The sequence below is a fragment of the Roseibium algae genome, from assembly GCF_037783265.1.
Lineage (GTDB): Bacteria > Pseudomonadota > Alphaproteobacteria > Rhizobiales > Stappiaceae > Roseibium > Roseibium algae.
Genome location: NZ_JBAKIA010000004.1, coordinates 254,524 through 273,073 on the forward strand (window position 1 = coordinate 254,524; position 18,550 = coordinate 273,073).

Genomic DNA, 18,550 nt, shown 5'->3' on the forward strand with positions numbered 1-18,550 from the left:
AGCAAATTTACTGCAAAGCGGCTTTAATTCTGATTTGAGATTAAAAACGCCTCGACATGGCGGGTCAGCTTCTGGCGGATGAGATCCAGGGTGTCGACCTGGTGGGAGCGAAACAGAATTGCACCGTGGATCATGAAAGCGATCAGGCCATCGACCATTTCATGGGGCGGACGGTCCTGGCGGAGCGCTGGACGGAGGTCCGGTGACGCCTGCCAACAGGCTAGAAGTGACTGGAGATGAGCGTCAAGCGCATCGAGAATTTCAACGAACTCAGGCGCGCAATTTCCCTTGGTCACACCGATGTTGTCCATGAAGACGCGCAGCATGGTTTGACTTTCAGTGATCACCTCCACAAGGGCCATCATCCGGTCGAGCATCGCTGTCACAGGATCACCTGCCAGCACCTGTGATGGCGTGTGATGGGTTTCGGCGGCTGCGCGCAAGGCCTGCAGCTTGTCGAGCAGGAGATGAGACAATAAGCCGTCCATATCGCCAAAATGGGCAAACACAGTGCCTTTGGCGACTTCTGAATCCAGTGCAATAGCTTCCGCCGTCAAGCCTTCCAGTCCATCTGGTGTGGCCGCTGCAAGCTTTTTCGCTGAGCTCAAAATTCTGGCCCGTGTGATCTGCGTGCGTTTTTGCGGCTTTCGGGTCATTTCGGTCTTGTCTCCTTGAGGCGCATGATCTGCCCAGCCTGGTTACCGATCCAATCACATTTTTTTGACCTTGGTCAATAAGAAGGCTGAGTTGACAGTGAAAGTGGTCTTTTGTCGGGGGCTATATTCTAGTCATCTAACTGAATTTATATAGAAAATGAAAAGCTAGATCAGAGTAATGTTTTGTCTCTTGATTGGTGTTCACCCAGCCTGAAAATAAATTGACCTCGGTCAATTTAGTTGACTTTTGGCCTTGCCGTCTCAATAAATGACCGCGGTCAATTATTTTATGAGGACGAACATGACAAGAAATATTCTGGTACTGGATGGCCATCCTGCAAGCGGGACTTTTAGTCAGGCTCTCACGGAAAGTTATGCCAGGGGCGCGCAGGAGGCCGGGCATGAGGTGCGCCTGCATCACCTGTCCGAAATGACATTCAATCCGGATTTCGGCACAGCGGATTTCAAAAAGGCACCGCCTCTTGAGCCGGATTTGAAGGCATTTTGGGATGATCTGGTTTGGTGCGATCATCTGGTGATTGCCCACCCATTGTGGTGGGGCGGGCTGCCGGCAGTGCTGAAAGGATTGTTCGACCGCGTTCTTCTGCCGGGATTTGCGTTCAAATATGTGAAGGGAAAGGCTCTGCCAGAACCGCTGCTGAAGGGCCGCACATCACGTATCCTGCTGTCGTCGGATACACCGCCGTTCTTTTTGAAGTTGATCTATGGCTATGGCGTAAAGAAACAGATGGAGCGGCAAATCCTGAAGTTCTGCGGCATCAAGCCCAACCGTTTTACGGAGTTTGGCTCCATGCTGAAGTCTACCCCTGAGCAGAGGCAGGCCTGGCTGTCCAAGGTTGAGGGCTTTGGCCGAAAAGGTGAATAACGCCGATCAACATCAGTCCCCTTATCGTTGGGGGAGGGGGCTGGCCTCAGGCGTTGAGCCTGTCGACATCATAAACGAGATGCAGGGTTTTGCGGCACCAGTTCATCAGGATATCCCGTTCCGCTCGGGATGGGATATCCACAGTCGTCGACAGACAGGCCACCACGACATTATGCTGCAAGCGGGCGAGAGCATGGGCTTCAACGGTCGTGATTTGCCGTGAGAATTTTTCTTGTGTCGCGATAACGCGGCGCAGGACTTCAAGAGTGTGGTTGGCCTCCAGCTCGGCCAGTTCGGCGGAACTGTTCATGGCGAACCTGAGTTGCCAATGGCCACGTGAATTGGTCGTTTCATCGCCGGAGAGGCTCTCAAAAACCGCATCGGCATAGGCATCAAGCCCCTCTTTGCCGTTAAAGCGCGCGTCGACAGCATCAAGTAATGCAAGGGTCTGTTCGAGCCAACGACGGTACAGCTCGTAATAGATGGATTCTTTCTTGGGAAAGAACTGATACAGCGTGCCAATGCTGATCCCCGCAAGCTTGGCAATCTCATTCGTGGTTATCTTGTCGGCAGGCCCATCCCCGAGCATCGTCAGCGTTGTACTGAGGATCAACTCGACCTTTGCTTTCGACCGGAGCTGTTTTGCAGGCTTCCGTCTGGCAACGGTGCTTTCCTCTTCCCCTGGCAATCCACTTTTCCTCATATGGTCGGTTTTCTGGCGCATCCCGGACCGGGCTAACTGCAAGCCCGCCCCCTGCATTTGGTTACGTCCAAGATCGTTTCGCTGCAACCCGGCAAGCGCTTGTGCACAGCTGCATAAATTTTTTATGAGTAATTGCTCATATTTTAATTGCGTTGCAGGCGACTCTGATTGTAGTGAGATATGACAATAACATCCGAGCCAGAAGCCAGGATTTCAGACAGTGGGCTAGTAGAGAACATGTTGAAATATTCTGGTTTGATAACTGCAGCGCTATTGCTGGCCGTTGAAGGTGCTGCTGTGCAAGGAGCGAACGGGCAGGAAATTACCGCTCTTGAGGCCGTTGTGGTGAAAGGTGATGGCGGCGCGGATGATGACCGCGATACGATCATTGCACGTGGGTCTTCTGTCGGAAGCAAGACCGATACGCCTATTCTGGACGTCCCGGCATCGGTATCCGTCGTCACCGAGAAAGAAATGAGCCAGCGGGCCGTCGAAAATCTCGATGAAGCGCTTGCCTATACCTCCGGTGTGGTGACCGATATCTACGGCAGCGATAACCGTTATGACTTTTATCTTATTCGCGGCTTCTATCAGACCAGTCTGGGCTCTTATCTGGATGGCTTGCCAATGCGGGTGCCCGGCTTCACAGGCAGTCGTATCGAGCCCTATGGCATGGAGCGGATTGAGGTCCTGAAGGGATCCACTTCCACGCTGTTTGGCATGAACGCGCCGGGGGGGCTGGTCAATGCTATCACCAAGAAGCCGCGACCCGAAAGCTTCGGTGAGGTCTACACCACTATTGGCGACGATCATGTTGAAGCGGGAACGGACTTCGGCGGTCCGATCGATGCCGAAGGCAAGTGGCTCTATCGCTTTACCACCAAGGCGCAGGATGGCAGCAACGGCACGGATTATTCCAATGATGACCGGTTTTATGTCGCGCCGTCTCTGACCTGGCGTCCGACTGACAGCACTGAACTGACCTTTCTGGCCAATTATTACAAGCGTGACGGCAACACCTCACACGGCATTCCGCTGGGCTCTGCCCTGGATCCGGACACCTACCTTGGCGAACCTGATTTCGACAAGATGGACACTGAGGAATGGAGCGTCGGCTATCAATTCGCTCATGAGTTCGACAATGGATTGAAATTTCGCCAGACACTGCGCTATTCGGACCTCGATCTGACTTATGAATCTGTTTATGGGGGTACGACAGACCCAACGGCGAACCGCAGCGCATGGGCCGTCTACGGCAGCACCAAGCGCTTCGCCGTAGATAGCAACCTGCAATATGATGCGAGTTTTGGAGCCGTCGACACCCGGTCGCTCGTCGGGCTTGATTATTATCACGAAGACGTCAAGGAACACCGCGTATTTGGTTCTGCCTCGGGCATTGATGTTTACAATCCAGCCTATTGCGGCCTATCTTGCATCACCATGCCGCCTGGCTACCATTGGGACGAGCAGCGCAGCGCCCTTGGCCTTTACGCTCAGGAGGAATTGACCTTCCTGGACAAGTTCATCGTCACCTTGGGCGGGCGTTATGATCGCGTCAAAACAGACTCCAGCTATCCCGAATATAACCTTGCCTACAGTGCGACGGATGAAGCGTTCACCAGTCGCGTCGGGCTGACCTACAAGCTGCGCGATGACCTGTCCGTCTATGCCAATTATTCGGAATCCTTTCAGCCGGTATCCGCCGAAATTGCCTTGGCCAATTCACCTGAGCCACAAAGAGGCACTCAATATGAAGTGGGCTTGAAATACCAGCCGAGCTTCATGGATGCGCTTTTCACGGCGTCCGTTTTTGATCTCACCCAGACAAATGTTCCCTATTACATCAATGCGACCACCCAGGCACAGGTCGGCGAGGTTCGGGTGCGTGGTCTTGAGCTGGAGGGCAAGATGGCTTTGACAGACCAGCTCAACATGACGCTCGCCTATTCTTATTGGGATCCCGAGATCATGGAGGATGGCAACGACGGCAATGTCGGCAACCGTCCCTTGCTTGTTCCCAACAACATTGCCTCTGCCTGGCTGGATTATAAGATCCCGGGACGGTGGCGCATGAATGACCTGACCATCGGTGCAGGTGTACGCTATGTCGGATCAACCTTTGCCGACAACGCCAACACCATCAAACTTGACGCGCGCACGCTCGTTGATGCGATGGTTAGCTATGAGTTGTTTGACAACGCATCCCTTCAGGTCAATGCAACCAACCTGCTGGACGAGCGCTATATCGCCAACGTCGATACCTTCACGAACACCGCCTATTATGGCGACAGCCGCGCGATCAAGGCAACCTTCCGCTACACGTGGTGAAATTTGGCTAAACCCTTGGGGTAGCTGTGTAATCTAAGCTAACGCACTGAAATATAAATATATTAATCCGTCTTTGTTGAAGTTGGCTGTTTCAACAAGGGCGGATTTTTTGTGTTCAACACAGGGGCGTGTTCTCGGTGCTTTCTTTGGTGGGAGGCGAATGCCTGCGGCTTCAGCATGGGGGCCGTTAGCGCTTGAATTTTAGTGTTGTCGAAAAATAATTTCTACTCATACGTGAAATAATTGACTTTCGTTTTCAAATGTATACATATGTAAACGATAAATGCGGAGGCGGACGTCAGGATGCGAGCTTATGCCCAAGAGTATTCCTATCAGTGTTAGACTTAGCAATGAAGACGTTGCGTTCCTGGCCGAGTTTGAAATGCAGGGGGCACGCACCCCGAGTGATAAACTGCGCGGCATCTTGAAAAATGCCCGGGAGCAGGCTGAGGGCTCGCAGGATGTTGCAAGATGTGAAGCTATGCTTCGGGATTTACTGCGGCCAGCTGAGCGAAAGGTCAGACAGTCTCAGCGAGATAATAATATTCGGTCTGACTTTGTCATCAAGCTGTATCAGCGGTTGCCTGAAATAGTGGCTGACCTGACAGCATCTGCACATGTGGACGTATTGGATCGTGACCAACTTGAGCGCATGGAGGCAGATCTTGCCGCCGAGCTTTTTTCCCTGATTGAGGAGGTTTTCGATCTGGGGCTTACGAGCCAAAGCAGAACGTATGATCCGCAGCTAATGCAGGAAAAGCTGAAACCGGTCTTGGAAATCGCTCAGCTCTTGCAGCTCAAGAGTGCGGACGCGGCCCAAAAAGTAATTGCAGACGATCAATAGGAAAGGTGAGAATATGGCAGACGGTCTTGTTTCACGCGTAAAGCGCCTGGTGTCCGGCGGTGTAAACCAGCTTTTGGACTCCATGGAAAATGCCACACCGGCAACGGTCATGTCCGAAGCGATCCGCGAAGTTGATGCGGTAATTGATCAGGTGCGCGACGAGATGGCCTCGGTTTTGGCCAACAAACATCTGGCTAACATGCGTCTGGCGGACACCGGATCCAAGCATGAGGAACTTCAGAGCCAGATTGCTCTGGCGGTCAAGCAAGGGCGTGACGATCTTGCCGAGGTTGCTATTTCCCGCCAATTGGATCTGGAAGTGCAGATCCCGGTGCTTGAAGCCGCGGTTGCTGATGCCAATCGCGAGGAAAAGGAGCTGGAAGGCTATATCAATGCTCTTCAGGCTCGCAAACGCGAGATGGAAGCTGAGCTTGATGCATTTCGGAAGAGCCGGGAGCAATCTGTTGCCGACAGTGCGTCTGCTGGCGTAGCAGCGCCCTCCAACAGTGTTGAGGGGCGGACACGCAAGGCTGAAGAAAGTTTTGAACGCGTGATGCGCAGTGCCGCTGGCCTTGCTGGCGGCGCTTCGACGGATCGCGCCTCTGCCTCCAAACTGGCCGAGCTGGACGAACTTGCTCGCCAGAATCGTGTGGCGGAGCGACTGGCTGCACTCAAGGCTTCAACAAGAGACTGATTGAATGTTCCAGTTCATATTCGCCCAGCAGAATTCTCCCTTCGCCTTTGCCCTGGGACTGATGCTCGCCATCGCCCTGGCCGAAGGTGTCGGGACATTTCTGGGACTTGGATTGTCCAACATGATCGACAGTATGCTGCCGGACATGGATGTGGACATTGATCTGGACGCGGACATTCCCGACTTTGAAGCCGGTGTATCATCTGTCGGTTCGCTTAGCGATCTGGATGTGTCTGGAAGTGGTAGCGTTGGCGGGGCCGAGGGTGCCACGCAAGGACTGTTCACCCAGGTGCTCGGTTGGCTGTGCTTTGGGCGTGTTCCTGCCCTTGTTCTGCTGGTGATCTTCCTGACCGCCTTCGGTCTCAGCGGGTTTGTTCTGCAAAGCCTGTTTCAAGGCGTAACCGGGTGGATGTTGCCCGGTGCCGTGGCAGGGTTGGTAGCTTTTGTTGTCGCTATTCCCTCAACACGCTTTTTCGGGCTGATCTTGTCCCGGATCATACCGAAGGTGGAAACCGATGCAGTCTCGCGCTCGACCTTCGTTGGCAAGGTTGCCCTTATGGTTCAGGCCGACGCTAAAACCGGTGCTCCGGCCCAGGCACGGCTCAAGGACAGCAAGGGGCAGAGCCACTATGTTCTTGTCGAGCCTGATGTTCAGGGCGAGGTGCTGGCACATGGGGAAGAAGTCATCATTGTGCGTCAAGTTGGTGCTCGCTATTCAGCGATCAAGAATACCAATGCAACCCTTTCCGGCAGTCAAGATTAAACCGCTGCAGAATATTCATTAACAATATCATAGAATTGGAAACATAATGGAAGGTTTCATAGCAACCTTATTCCTAGTGGGGATAGCCTTTGTCGCCCTTTTGGCCATCGGGTTGATTTTCTCCAGACTTTACCGTCGTTCCTCCAAGGAGGTTTCCTTTGTCCGGACCGGCTTTGGCGGTCAGGTCGTTGTCATGAATGGCGGTACGCTTGTACTGCCGATCCTGCATGAGATCATCCCGGTCAACATGAACACCTTGCGCCTTGAAGTCCGGCGCTCTAACGAGCAGGCGTTGATTACGCGTGATCGGATGCGCGTCGATGTTCTGGCCGAGTTCTATGTCCGGGTTCAGCCAACAATCGAGTCCATCGCCAATGCAGCCCAGACTTTGGGCCAGCGCACCATGAAGCCGGAGGCTTTGCGTGAGCTGGTGGAGGGCAAATTCGTTGATGCCTTGCGCGCCGTTGCAGCGGAAATGGCCATGGAAGAATTGCACGAACAACGGGTGAATTTCGTGCAGAAGGTGCAGGCCGCGGTCTCGGAAGATATTCTGAAGAACGGTCTGGAACTGGAATCTGTATCTCTCACCGGCCTTGATCAGACCAACAGGGAATATTTCAACCCTGAGAATGCCTTTGATGCTGAAGGTTTGACCAAGCTTACCCAGGAGATTGAAGAACGCCGCAAAAAGCGGAATGACATTGAGCAGGAAACGGAAACTCAGATCCGCCGTAAAAACCTGGAAGCAGAGCAGGAGCGCTTGCAGATCAGCCGGGATCAGCAATTTGCAGAGCTTGAGCAGCAGCGTGAAGTTGAAATGCGCCGCGCTGAACAGATGTCTTTAATTGCCACACAGCAGGCGGAGCGGGAACGCGAAGCCGAAGAAGCAAAGATTACGGCAGGTCAACAGGTCAAGCAGGCGGCAATCGAGTCCGATCAGGCTGTCACAGAACGGCAGATTGCCATGGATCAGCAGGTTCGTGAGCGCGAAATCACCAAGGAACGGACCGTCGAAGCGGCCAATGTTGAAAAACAGAAGCTGATTGAACTGGCGGAACAAAGCCGTGACATCGCCGTTGCTGAAAAGTCCCGAGAGAAGTCGGAGGCGGAAGCTGTTGCGGATGAGGCGCGTGCCATTGCGGCTCGGGCATCAGAGCAGGTGACCACAGCACGTCAGACTGAAGTCGCCGAGCGTGACAAGCAGATTGAGCTGATCGAGGCGACAAAGGCTGCGGAAATGGACGCTGTGGCCATCACCGTTGCTGCGGATGCTCAAAAGCGCGCGGCTACCGATCAGGCAGACGCGATCAAGATCGCTGCTGAAGCTGAAGCCGGCAGGGTTCGGATCGAAGCTGAAGGGGAGGCCGACGCTGATAAGCTGCGCGCTGAAGCCGAGAAAGCGCTTTATCAGGTTGAAGCTGAGGGCCAGCGTGCATTGAACGAGGCCGCGAACCTTCTGTCACCTGATCAGGTCGCGATGCAGGTCCGCATCAAGCTGTTGGAACAGTTGCCGCAGATCATTGCCGAAAGTGTCAAGCCGCTTGAGCAGATTGACGGTATCAAGATCATTCAGGTTGACGGTATGACAGGCGGGGCGGCCAGCACTGCTCTGGGAAATGGGGCAGGTTCAGGCGGCGGAAATCTTGCCGACCAGATGGTCTCGTCAGCTTTGAAGTACCGGTCTCAGGCACCTTTACTGGATGCCATGATGAAGGAAGTTGGTCTGGATGGTTCGGGTCTCGGCGGTTTGACCGCGAAGCTTGATGTCGCGCCAAATATCGGCTCAGAAGAAGCCCTTGCCGATAAGGGGGCTGATGATGAGGCAAACGGCCCAGACAAGACGCCAAAGCCAAGCGGCGACTGATTCAGGTCTTTCCCATGACATGCAATGGCCCTGGCTTTTACGAAAGCCGGGGCCATTTTTGTTCGAAGATCTGGAACGTCTGATCAGCTTCTATTTGCTGTGTCGTTCGTCTTTGGCGGCCTCGATGCTTTTGATCGGATCGAAGCTCTTGGCGTCGGCCATTGCCCAATAGGTCGAGAAGCCTGGAATGTCGTCTCTTGTCAGAAGTTCGCCCGGTTTCAGCCAGTCGATCACGGCACTGGCGGGCAGGGTCGACGCCGTGCGTCCCTCGCGCAGGTAGACATGCTCGGGGTTGAAGTCTTTGGGACTTTCAAGGCCAGAGGCTTCTGCAAATTCCATCAGGGCTTTCAGAGTGTTGCGGTGGAAGTTTGCAACGCGGGCTGCCTTGTCTGGCACCACCAGCGCTTCCTGCCGTTTCTTGTCCTGTGTTGCGACACCGACCGGGCATTTGTTGGTGTGGCAGCTCTGGGACTGGATGCAGCCGATTGCGAACATGAAGCCACGGGCTGAGTTCACCCAGTCCGCGCCCAGACACATTGCGCTGGCGATGTCGAACGCGCTGACCAGCTTGCCACCGGCCCCAATGCGGATTTCATCGCGAAGGCCCGAAGCCACCAGTGTATTGTGCGCAAAGGCCAGCCCGTAGCGCAACGGCGTGCCGAGCCGGTTTGTGAATTCCAGTGGAGCCGCGCCGGTTCCGCCCTCTGCTCCGTCAATCACGATATAGTCAGGCCGAATACCACTTTCCAGCATGGCCTTCACCAGGGCCATGAATTCCCATTTGTGGCCGATGCAAAGCTTGAAACCGACCGGTTTTCCGCCTGACAGACGGCGCAGGGTTGCAATGAAATCCATCAGTTCCAACGGCGTCGAGAATGCCGAATGGGCGGGCGGGGAGATGCACTCTATGCCAACCGGGATGCCTCGCGTCTCCGCAATCTCTTCGGTCACCTTGGCACCGGGCAGAACGCCGCCGTGGCCGGGTTTTGCGCCCTGGCTCAGCTTGATCTCGATCATCTTGACCTGGGGCGTTTTGGCCTGTGCTTCGAATTTGTCAGCGTCAAACCCACCATCATCGCGCCGACAGCCGAAGTAGCCCGAACCGATTTCCCAGATCAGATCTCCGCCGCCCTGTCGATGGTAAGGCGATACGCTGCCTTCGCCAGTGTCATGAGCAAAACCGCCCCGCTGGGCGCCGGTGTTCAGCGCCAGGATCGCATTGGCCGAAAGCGACCCGAAACTCATGGCCGAGATATTGAAGATTGAAGCCGAATAAGGCTGTTCGCAAGCCGGGCCGCCGATGGTGACCCTCAGATTCGGGTCTGTCTTTGCATCGCCCTGATAGCCTTTCGCATTGCCCTTGGGGGCCATGGAGTGGTTCACCCAGGCATATTGATCCGTATAAACATCGAGTTCTGTTCCGAAGGGTTTGTTGCCCTCGATGTTCTTCGCCCGGTCATAAACCAGTGAGCGGACCTCGCGGGAAAACGGCGCACCATCGAGATTGCTCTCGAAGAAATACTGCCGCATTTCAGGTCGGATGGATTCAAACATATATCTGAAATGGCCAACAACCGGATAGTTGCGCAACACGGAATGGCGACGTTGGATGATATCCCATGTCCCAACGACGGCAAGGAACGTAAAGGCCAGAAATGGCCAGAAAAAATGCACGCTGGCGGCCAACATCAAGATGAAAGACACCAGGCTGAGTATGAGGCAAAGGCCATATGCGAAATAGCGGGCTGGCAGGAACAATGGAAATCTCCGGCTGACTGGCTGTGTGGACAGAGGCGTCCAACTGCTTGTCAAGTCATGGCAGGACTTGGTGATTTAGGAAAGGGGTCAGTTCCCCGAGTGGCTTCAAAATTCTGCTTTTTGGGCAGGTAAGAGGTGCGGGGAAAGTGACGCGATCAAATAAATAGGAATATATTCTTGACAGCGTGACGATGATCTGCTAATGTTTTGGCATGATCGAAGAACTGCGGCTGACACAGCGTGTTGTCGCGAGGGGCCACTGTCGCATGGCGGGGCGGTGTGGGGGATAAGTTCCTTTAAGGAGCATTAGAACCTTAAGCGCGAAGATCTAAGGTTCGAAAACAATACAAATTGATAGGCCTCTTGCTTAAGCAGAGGCCTTTTTGCGTTTCAAACGGATTCTCCGGAAGGGCGGCGTGGCTGCCTGACGGGCTGGCGAAACGACATGACACGACACAAAAACAGAGGGGCAGGGGGAATCGATGGGACGAGACAGAGTGTCTTACACCGCGATCCGGGAGGTCCGTGCCGGGCGCGAAAGTGTCAAACGGGGCGGCTCACTTGCGGCGAACCTGCCTGAACGATTTACAGATTTGCCAGGTGCAAAGGCAGAACCTGAGATCATAGCCAAGCCGCGAAAACAGGTCGGCGCATCAGGTCCGAAAACGGCTGCGTCTCCAAAAGATATTCCTGGCAGTCCTATCGAAGTTCAGGCTCCGGAAGAAATTGCAGCTCTGCTGCGCGAGACCGCAGCCAGTCAGCGTCCGGACATGATCGCCCGGCTCTACAGTGCCTTTGAAGCGCAGGTGGATCAGGTCGAGGCTCGCTTGCAGGAATTGTTGAAAGGGGTTGGGGCCGGGGCAGACGGCGAAGCTGGCTCTGGTGCCAGCATTGTCGAGATTGACCGCACGGTGAAGACACTGGCGAGCCTGGCCCGCACCCTGAGCCTTTTGCTGGATTTGAAGAAAACAGCAGGGGAGGCGGAGGCTGCCAAAGAGGTTGCCAGGGAGTCAGAAAGAGATGCCGATGACAGCTTGCCAGACGCCGACGCCCTCCGAGCGCAGCTTGCGCAGCGCCTTGGCCGCCTGCGCCAACGAGAACCGGCTGGATGAGGCGCTCAAGACGCTCTCGCCCGCTGAGATGCAGTTCATCCTCGCCGACTGGCCGACGTTGGCTCATGACCACCAATTACCGCCCGGCGGCGACTGGCGGGTCTGGCTGCTGGTGGGCGGTCGTGGTGCTGGCAAGACGCGGGCCGGGGCCGAATGGGTCAGGGCCATGGCTCTGGGCGCTGGTTGGCTCACCGGTGGCACCACCTTTTCAGGCCGTGTCGCGCTCATCGGTGAGACCTTTTCAGATGTCCGTGAGGTCATGGTGGAGGGCGTTTCAGGCTTGCTTGCGGTACATGGCAAAGCCGAACGGCCGACCTGGATCCCGACGCGCCGGCGGCTCGAATGGCCCAACGGCGCGGTGGCCCAGGCCTTTTCGTCAGAAGATCCGGAGGCGCTCCGGGGACCCCAATTTGACATCGCCTGGTGCGACGAACTCGCCAAGTGGCGCCACGCGGAGGAGACCTTCGACATGTTGCAATTCGGTTTGAGGCTGGGGCAGCAGCCCCGCCAGCTGGTAACCACAACGCCTCGTCCTGTGCCGCTGCTGAAGCGCCTGCTGGGCCTTCCAGGCACAGCGGTCAGTCATGCGCCAACCCATGCCAATGCGCCTTTCCTCGCGCCGGGGTTTCTGGAGGCCGTAGTCAATCGTTACGCTGGAACCAGGCTGGGGCGGCAAGAGCTGGACGGCGAGCTGATCGAGGACCGGCCTGATGCCCTGTGGTCTCGTGATCGGTTGGAACAGATCCGTATAGACACGGCCCCCGCAGAGCTGACCCGCATCGTCATTGCCATTGATCCGCCAGCGTCTTCCGGACGCAAGTCAGACGCTTGCGGTATCGTTGCAGCGGGACTTGGGGAGGACGGTGTGGCCTATGTTCTGGCGGATCGTTCGATGCACCGGGCGAAGCCATCCGACTGGGCTGCGGCGGCTGTTGGGTTGTGGCACGGGCTGGATGGGGACTGTCTCGTGGCCGAGGTCAATCAGGGCGGCGAGATGGTTGCAGAGGTGATCGCAGGCGCTGATCCCGGCGTGCCGGTCAAACAGGTCCGAGCAAGCCGGGGCAAGTTCTCCCGCGCCGAGCCGGTGGCCATGCTCTACGATCAGAGCCGCATTCGCCACGTTGGAGCCTTGCCGGATTTGGAAGACGAAATGGTCGACTTCGGCCCATCAGGTTTGTCCAACGGACGCTCGCCGGACAGGCTGGATGCGCTGGTCTGGGCCATCTCCGAGTTGATGCTTGGGCCCAGAGCAGAGCCGCGTGTACGGAGGCTTTAGAGCGCGCAATTCAACGGTTTTCAGCAACTTGAATCAGAACTTTAACGTGACCGAAAAGGTGTGAAGTGTCATGGGCTTGAAAGCTGCATTTGAATCATTTTGGCCACGACCGCAAACGCCAGGCCAGCCATCGCTTTCGGATCTGAAGCCTGAACAAAAGGCTTCCCGCACTGGCCCGTTGCTGGCGATTCAGGGCAATTCTCAGCCGGTCTGGAGCCCACGGGATTATGCAGCGCTGGCTAGGGAGGGATATGCGAAAAACCCTGTGGTCTATCGGGCTGTCCGGATGATCGCGGAAGCAGCGGCTTCTGTTCCCTTGACCTTGTTTGAGGGCGAGGTGGAGTTGGATACGCATCCGATGTTGGACTTGATCGCCCGGCCCAATCGGCTGGAAACTGGCGCGGAGTTTCTGGAGAGTCTTTATGGCTATCTGCTGGTGGCGGGCAATGCCTATCTGGAGCAGGTGCCGGTGGACGGGGTGCCGCGTGAACTCCATGCGCTTAGACCCGACAGGGTCAAGGTGGTGCCTGGACCGAACGGCTGGCCGGAAGCCTTTGACTATACGGTCGCAGGCCGGACCATCCGTTTGGGGGCTGAAGCTGACCCTGGTTCTGGCGAGGAAGCCGGGCAGGCGCGCAGCATCGCGCCAATCCGCCATCTCAAGCTGTTCCATCCACTCAATGATCATTATGGTTTTGCGCCGGTGGAAGCTGCCCAAATGAGCCTGGACATCCACAATGCGGCAGCCAGCTGGAACAAGGCGCTTTTGGACAATGCAGCTCGACCGTCCGGGGCGTTGGTCTATGGCAGCGGCGAAGCGGTCAATCTCAGCTCCGATCAGTTCGACCGGCTGAAAGCAGAGCTGGAAAGCGGTTATCAGGGCGCGCGCAATGCCGGACGCCCGTTGCTTCTGGAAGGCGGGCTTGATTGGAAGCCGATGGGCCTGACCCCCAAGGATATGGATTTCATCGAGGCGAAGAACCAGGCTGCGCGAGAGATCGCATTGGCCTTCGGTGTGCCGCCGATGTTGCTAGGCATTCCGGGCGACAACACCTACGCCAATTATCAGGAAGCCAATCGGGCATTCTGGCGCTCTGCCGTGTTGCCGCTTGTCGCCCGCACCGCTTCTGCCCTGGCCGCGTGGCTTGGCCCAGCTTATGCGGCAAAGCTAGCCCTGAAGCCGGATGCGGATGCCATCGAGGCGCTGTCCCCGGAACGCGAGGCTTTGTGGCGCAGGGTCGGCAGCGCAACGTTTCTGTCGGAAGACGAAAAGCGCATGGCCGTTGGCTATGGCCGCAAGGAGCTTCACGTAGAAGAGACAGGTCAGTGAGTGCTGAAATCACCCGCTCGGTGATTGAGCGCGGGGATCTGGCCCATCTGGCGCTGTTTCTCTGGGCGGTTTCTGCCAGTCTTCTGGCGATGCTGCTGGTGCGCGAACTTGTCCTGTCAAACCGTAGGTTCTCGGAATTCGTTGCCGAGATAGCCCGTTTGAACCGGCATTTGAATCATTTTGTTAGCCAGCTCAAACGTGATGTGAAGCCGTTTGATGATGGTTTCAAGAACGCAGCGGAAAGTCTTCAAAACCCAAAGAAAATAATGGGCGAGTGAGTTCGCCGGCAATGCGGGGTGGAAGATCATGAAACAGCTTTAAAGGCCTGAAACCGAGGGGTTTTCACCTTGGTCGGTATCGCATTGTCAAATGAAACAGGAGTTTCCATGACGCTTGAAGTTTCAACCCCCGATGCGGGGCTCTCCAGTTTGGCCAAGCTTTTGAGTCTGCCTGACAAGCTTTGGCATCTCGTAACCGCGGCAAGGGCGGTACGCAAGGCCTATCGGCTGGACTTTCAACAATTCTCGAATGCCGTTTTGGTTCTGGCTCAAGTGCAGGCCCCGTACCGGGCCTCCTCCCAGGCACAGACAAGCGCGCATGAAAGGGCAAAAGCCCAACCCAATCAGGGCCAGTCTTCATGAGTGCGGCCCCCTCGCTTGTCATTGCAGGTTATGCAAGCCTGTTTGCCCAGCGTGATGGTGCCGGCGATGTGGTACGCCGGGGCGCATTCTCGCGCAGTCTGGTCCGCCGGGGTATTTCCGGCATTGCCATGCTTTGGCAGCACGACCCGTCCAGGCCAATCGGCGTTTGGACCCATATGGCAGAGGACGCTCGTGGCCTGAAGGTGGTTGGCCGCCTTCTGCCGGACGTTGCCTGCTCAAGGGAGGCGGCGGCTCTTGTGTCCGCGGGTGCTTTAACCGGCCTGTCGATAGGCTTTCGCGCCGTCAAAGCCCTGCGTGGGACCGGATCGCAAATCCGCAAATCCACATCCGGCCCAATCGGTGCTTCAGTCCGCACTCTGGTCGAAATCGATCTTTGGGAAGTGTCCCTCGTCACCTTCCCGCAGGTGGAAGGCGCGCGTGTGCGCCTTCTGAAATCCGTTCGCCTATCCCGCTCAAGGAGATTGCAATGAATTCTCAAGATCATATCACCGGACACCCGCTGCCTTTCGAGACAAAGGCTGGTGCCGTGCCCGCCGTTGCCTCGGAAGGCGGCGCAGATGTTGCCCGGACTTTCGATGATTTTTTTAAGGCGTTTGAGACCTATCGAGAGGTCAATGATGCGCGCTTGTCGGAGATGGAAGAACGGGGCAGTGCGGATGTGCTGACCCTGGAAAAACTGGATCGCCTGGATGGCGCACTGGATGCCACACAGCGACGGCTGGATGAATTGACCCTGAAGAGCCGGCGTCCCGCCCGGTCCGGCCAGTTGGACCATGGGTCATTGGCAAGGGGCCACACGTCTCAGGCGATTGAACATAAGGCGGCGTTCGAAACATATGTCCGAACGGGCCGGGAACAGACGCTGCGCCCGCTTGAGGTCAAGGCGCTGAGCGCGTCGTCTGATCCGGATGGTGGCTATCTTGTGCCAGAGGAAACCGAAGCAGGCATCCTGCGTCGGCTCTCCGAAGTCTCGCCAATCCGCGCCATTGCAGGAGTTCGGCAGGTCTCTGCGGCGACTTACAAAAAGCCGTTCTCCATTTCCGGACCTCAGACTGGATGGGTTGGGGAAACAACTGCGAGGCCGGAAACCTCAACGCCTACACTGGCAGAGCTCAGCTTTCCGGCTATGGAACTCTACGCCATGCCCGCAGCCACGGCGAGTTTGTTGGATGATGCAGCGGTCGACATGGACGCCTGGATCGCCGAGGAAGTGGAAACCGCCTTTGCCGAGCAGGAGGGCGCAGCTTTCGTCAATGGGGATGGCATCAACAAGCCGTCGGGTTTTCTGTCTGCCCCCAGGGTTGCCGAAACCAGCTGGGCCTGGGGGTCGCTCGGCACGATCTCGACCGGGGAAGCGGGCGACTTTGCTGCCATTGCGCCAGGAGACACGCTGCTGGACCTGATCTATGCGCTCAAGAGCGGGTATCGCCAGAACGCCCATTTCGTCATGAACCGGAAGACACAAGGTGCGCTGCGCAAGCTGAAGGATGGCGATGGCAACTATCTTTGGCAGCCACCGTCAAGTGCTGGTGCGGCATCCACCTTGCTGAATTTTCCCATCACGGAAGCTGAAGACATGCCGGACATCGCCATTGACGCGCCGGGTATTGCCTTTGGCGACTTCCGCCGGGGCTATTTGATCGTTGACCGCATGGGCGTGCGCATCTTGCGGGATCCCTATTCGGCCAAGCCCTATGTGTTGTTTTACACCACCAAGCGGGTCGGCGGCGGCGTTCAAGACTTCGATGCGATCAAACTTCTGACCTTCTCAGCTTAACGACGAGGCGCGGGCCACAAGCTGGGCCGCGCTTGTAAATACCTCCCCAACTGACGCCGGATCTTGATGAAAGGTCCGGCGTTTTTTATTCCCTTGGAGGAAATCGCCATGACATCCGTTCTTGTCACACCGCCAGTCTCAGAACCGGTGTCGGTGGACGACATGCGCGCTCAGTTGCGCTTGTCCGGATCACAGGAAGAAAACCTGCTGACTGAGTTCATTGAGGCGGCACGTGCACAGATAGAAACAGAAACCCGGCGTGCCATGATCCGCCAGGGCTGGAGGTTCTATCTGGAAGCATGGCCAATGGGCCGTGTAGTGACTCTGCCGATTGCACCGGTCCTCAGCGTCAATGAAATCACCGTCTACGATCAGGATGGCACCGGCACCACACTCGATCCGGATGATTTTACGCTGGATCGCGGAGCTTGTCCCGGACGGGTCCGAGTCAAGCTGGGGGCTGGTATTCCGACAGCCCAGCTTCAGGGGCTGGAGATTGATTTCACCGCTGGTTATGGCGACAGCGCAGCCGATGTGCCAGCACCGATGCGCCAGTCCATTCGGCTTCTGGCAGCCCACTGGTTTGAGAACCGGGAAGCAGGAACCGATCTTGCCATGGCGAGCTTGCCCCATGGGCTGGACCGTTTGATTTCGGTGAACCGGGTGCTGCTGCTATGAGCGCGGGGCTCTACCGGCACCCGGTGACCTTGCAACAGCCGGTTCACACGGTGGCGGCAGATGGCAGCGCCGCCCTGATTTACGCAGAAGCTGGCGATGATTTCGCGGCGATCAGGCCGCTGCGTCAGGGCGAGCGCCAGTCTGGCGGGCGGCTGGAAGGTGTGATCACCCACGAAATCCGGCTGCGCCATCGTGACGATCTGGCTGGTGGATGGCAGGTCATCAGCGGTGCGCGCAGTTTCAGGGTTTTGTCGACCTTCGAGACCGATGGCACAGCGCGGGAAATCACCTGTTTGAGCGAGGAGGAAGACACATGAGCGACAGTTCTCAGCTGGCCCTGCGCAAAGCGCTTTTCACCCGCTTGTCTGGCGATGCCACCTTGTCCGGCCTGATCGGCTCCGGACGGATCTTTGATGTGCCGCCGCGAGGACAGGCTTTTCCGTATCTGGTGTTGGAAGCACTGGGGTCTCGCCCTCTGCTCAGCGAGCCGAATGAGGGCAGGGTGCATGGATTGCGTCTTGCCGTGCTGTCTCGCAAGCCAAGCCGGGATGAGGCGCTGTCGGTGATTGAACGCATCTCGTTGCTGGTCATGGAAACGCCGTTGACGCTGTCCGGTCATCACCTCGTCGGGCTGCAGATATCGGACATGGCGTCACGCCTCTTGCGCGACGGTCGAACCTTTCGCGCCGAGATCAACCTTCGCTGCGTCACCGAACCGACTGCCTGATCCGTAAGGGAGATTTGGCAAAAATCCGTTCAGAAATGGGAGTTTCACTATGACCGCACAGGCTGGCCGGAATCTGCTGCTGAAGCTGGATCAGGCATCGACAGGCAGTTTTCAAACCGTCGCGGGGCTGCGCACGCGCCGCATCGCGCTGAACGCTTCATCCGTTGACATCACCAATGCAGACAGCGCCGGGCGCTGGCGTGAACTGCTGTCCCAGGCGGGCACCCGCAGCGCCAGTCTTGCGGGCTCCGGCCTGTTTCGGGACCAGGCGAGCGATGCTGCTGTCCGTCAGATTTTCTTCGATGGCACGATGTGTCCCTGGCAAGTGGTGATCCCTGACTTTGGCACCCTGGAAGGGCTTTTCCAGGTTACAGCGCTGGAATATGCCGGACGCCATGACGGCGAGGTGACTTACGAAATCGCTCTTGAGTCCGCCGGTGAAGTGAGCTTCGCAGCTGACTAGCGGAATTGAAAATCGAATTTCTGGGAGAT

General features: G+C 56.7%; 20 protein-coding genes. 17 read left to right on the forward strand and 3 right to left on the reverse strand.

Annotated features, from left to right (window positions below; all coding sequences use genetic code 11):
- Window positions 1-23: 23 nt before the first annotated feature.
- Window positions 24-656: a TetR/AcrR family transcriptional regulator gene (locus V6575_RS07540; protein WP_340273631.1), complete on the reverse strand. Its 633-nt coding sequence runs from the start codon at window positions 654-656 to the stop codon at window positions 24-26.
- A 301-nt stretch (window positions 657-957) separates the two neighbouring features.
- Here V6575_RS07540 and V6575_RS07545 point away from each other — a divergent pair, with 301 nt between their 5' ends.
- Window positions 958-1,542, forward strand: a complete 585-nt coding sequence (locus tag V6575_RS07545; RefSeq protein WP_340273632.1) for an NAD(P)H-dependent oxidoreductase — start codon at window positions 958-960, stop codon at window positions 1,540-1,542.
- Window positions 1,543-1,588: 46 nt separating this feature from the next.
- On the opposite strand, the gene V6575_RS07550 is transcribed toward V6575_RS07545, so the two are convergent.
- Window positions 1,589-2,230: a TetR/AcrR family transcriptional regulator gene (locus tag V6575_RS07550; protein ID WP_340273633.1), complete on the reverse strand. Its 642-nt coding sequence runs from the start codon at window positions 2,228-2,230 to the stop codon at window positions 1,589-1,591.
- 252 nt (window positions 2,231-2,482) lie between these two features.
- Between V6575_RS07550 and V6575_RS07555 the strand changes: the two genes are divergently transcribed.
- The 5 genes from V6575_RS07555 (at window position 2,483) to V6575_RS07575 (ending at window position 8,738) form a co-directional block, all read left to right on the forward strand.
- Entirely contained in the window at window positions 2,483-4,573 is a 2,091-nt protein-coding gene (locus V6575_RS07555; RefSeq protein ID WP_340273635.1) for a TonB-dependent siderophore receptor, read from the forward strand.
- 313 nt (window positions 4,574-4,886) lie between these two features.
- Complete coding sequence (locus V6575_RS07560) at window positions 4,887-5,417, forward strand: PCRF domain-containing protein (RefSeq protein WP_340273636.1); 531 nt, start codon at window positions 4,887-4,889, stop codon at window positions 5,415-5,417.
- Window positions 5,418-5,430: 13 nt separating this feature from the next.
- Window positions 5,431-6,111, forward strand: coding sequence for a PspA/IM30 family protein (locus V6575_RS07565; RefSeq protein ID WP_340273637.1), 681 nt, complete (start codon window positions 5,431-5,433; stop codon window positions 6,109-6,111).
- Between the two features lie 4 nt (window positions 6,112-6,115).
- Window positions 6,116-6,874 carry a YqiJ family protein gene (locus V6575_RS07570; protein WP_340273638.1) on the forward strand — a complete coding sequence of 253 codons (759 nt, stop codon included), beginning with the start codon at window positions 6,116-6,118 and terminating at the stop codon, window positions 6,872-6,874.
- A 46-nt stretch (window positions 6,875-6,920) separates the two neighbouring features.
- Window positions 6,921-8,738: a flotillin family protein gene (locus tag V6575_RS07575; RefSeq protein WP_340273639.1), complete on the forward strand. Its 1,818-nt coding sequence runs from the start codon at window positions 6,921-6,923 to the stop codon at window positions 8,736-8,738.
- 90 nt (window positions 8,739-8,828) lie between these two features.
- Here V6575_RS07575 and V6575_RS07580 read toward each other — a convergent pair whose 3' ends face one another.
- Window positions 8,829-10,427, reverse strand: a complete 1,599-nt coding sequence (locus V6575_RS07580; protein WP_340273943.1) for an FMN-binding glutamate synthase family protein — start codon at window positions 10,425-10,427, stop codon at window positions 8,829-8,831.
- A 551-nt stretch (window positions 10,428-10,978) separates the two neighbouring features.
- On the opposite strand from V6575_RS07580, the gene V6575_RS07585 reads away from it, so the two are divergent.
- From V6575_RS07585 to V6575_RS07635, 11 genes are all read left to right on the forward strand, one after another.
- Window positions 10,979-11,608, forward strand: a complete 630-nt coding sequence (locus V6575_RS07585) for a hypothetical protein (RefSeq protein ID WP_340273640.1) — start codon at window positions 10,979-10,981, stop codon at window positions 11,606-11,608.
- The gene (locus V6575_RS07590) at window positions 11,523-12,884 is read left to right on the forward strand and encodes a DNA-packaging protein (protein ID WP_340273641.1); all 1,362 of its coding nucleotides are present in this window, start codon (window positions 11,523-11,525) and stop codon (window positions 12,882-12,884) included. The genes V6575_RS07585 and V6575_RS07590 overlap by 86 nt, the downstream gene beginning before the upstream one ends.
- A gap of 70 nt (window positions 12,885-12,954) precedes the next feature.
- Window positions 12,955-14,214, forward strand: a complete 1,260-nt coding sequence (locus V6575_RS07595) for a phage portal protein (RefSeq protein WP_340273643.1) — start codon at window positions 12,955-12,957, stop codon at window positions 14,212-14,214.
- On the forward strand, window positions 14,211-14,492 hold the full coding sequence (locus V6575_RS07600) for a hypothetical protein (RefSeq protein WP_340273644.1): 282 nt from the start codon (window positions 14,211-14,213) through the stop codon (window positions 14,490-14,492). The genes V6575_RS07595 and V6575_RS07600 overlap by 4 nt, the downstream gene beginning before the upstream one ends.
- A 108-nt stretch (window positions 14,493-14,600) precedes the next feature.
- Complete coding sequence (locus V6575_RS07605) at window positions 14,601-14,855, forward strand: hypothetical protein (protein WP_340273645.1); 255 nt, start codon at window positions 14,601-14,603, stop codon at window positions 14,853-14,855.
- Window positions 14,852-15,346 carry an HK97 family phage prohead protease gene (locus V6575_RS07610; protein ID WP_340273646.1) on the forward strand — a complete coding sequence of 165 codons (495 nt, stop codon included), beginning with the start codon at window positions 14,852-14,854 and terminating at the stop codon, window positions 15,344-15,346. Before V6575_RS07605 ends, V6575_RS07610 begins: the two co-directional genes overlap by 4 nt.
- On the forward strand, window positions 15,343-16,653 hold the full coding sequence (locus tag V6575_RS07615; protein ID WP_340273647.1) for a phage major capsid protein: 1,311 nt from the start codon (window positions 15,343-15,345) through the stop codon (window positions 16,651-16,653). Before V6575_RS07610 ends, V6575_RS07615 begins: the two co-directional genes overlap by 4 nt.
- A 108-nt stretch (window positions 16,654-16,761) precedes the next feature.
- Window positions 16,762-17,331: a head-tail connector protein gene (locus V6575_RS07620; RefSeq protein WP_340273648.1), complete on the forward strand. Its 570-nt coding sequence runs from the start codon at window positions 16,762-16,764 to the stop codon at window positions 17,329-17,331.
- The gene (locus V6575_RS07625) at window positions 17,328-17,648 is read left to right on the forward strand and encodes a head-tail adaptor protein (protein ID WP_340273650.1); all 321 of its coding nucleotides are present in this window, start codon (window positions 17,328-17,330) and stop codon (window positions 17,646-17,648) included. Before V6575_RS07620 ends, V6575_RS07625 begins: the two co-directional genes overlap by 4 nt.
- Window positions 17,645-18,058, forward strand: coding sequence for a DUF3168 domain-containing protein (locus V6575_RS07630; RefSeq protein ID WP_340273651.1), 414 nt, complete (start codon window positions 17,645-17,647; stop codon window positions 18,056-18,058). The genes V6575_RS07625 and V6575_RS07630 overlap by 4 nt, the downstream gene beginning before the upstream one ends.
- 49 nt (window positions 18,059-18,107) lie before the next feature.
- Window positions 18,108-18,521 carry a phage major tail protein, TP901-1 family gene (locus tag V6575_RS07635; RefSeq protein WP_340273652.1) on the forward strand — a complete coding sequence of 138 codons (414 nt, stop codon included), beginning with the start codon at window positions 18,108-18,110 and terminating at the stop codon, window positions 18,519-18,521.
- The last annotated feature ends 29 nt before the right edge of the window (window positions 18,522-18,550 follow it).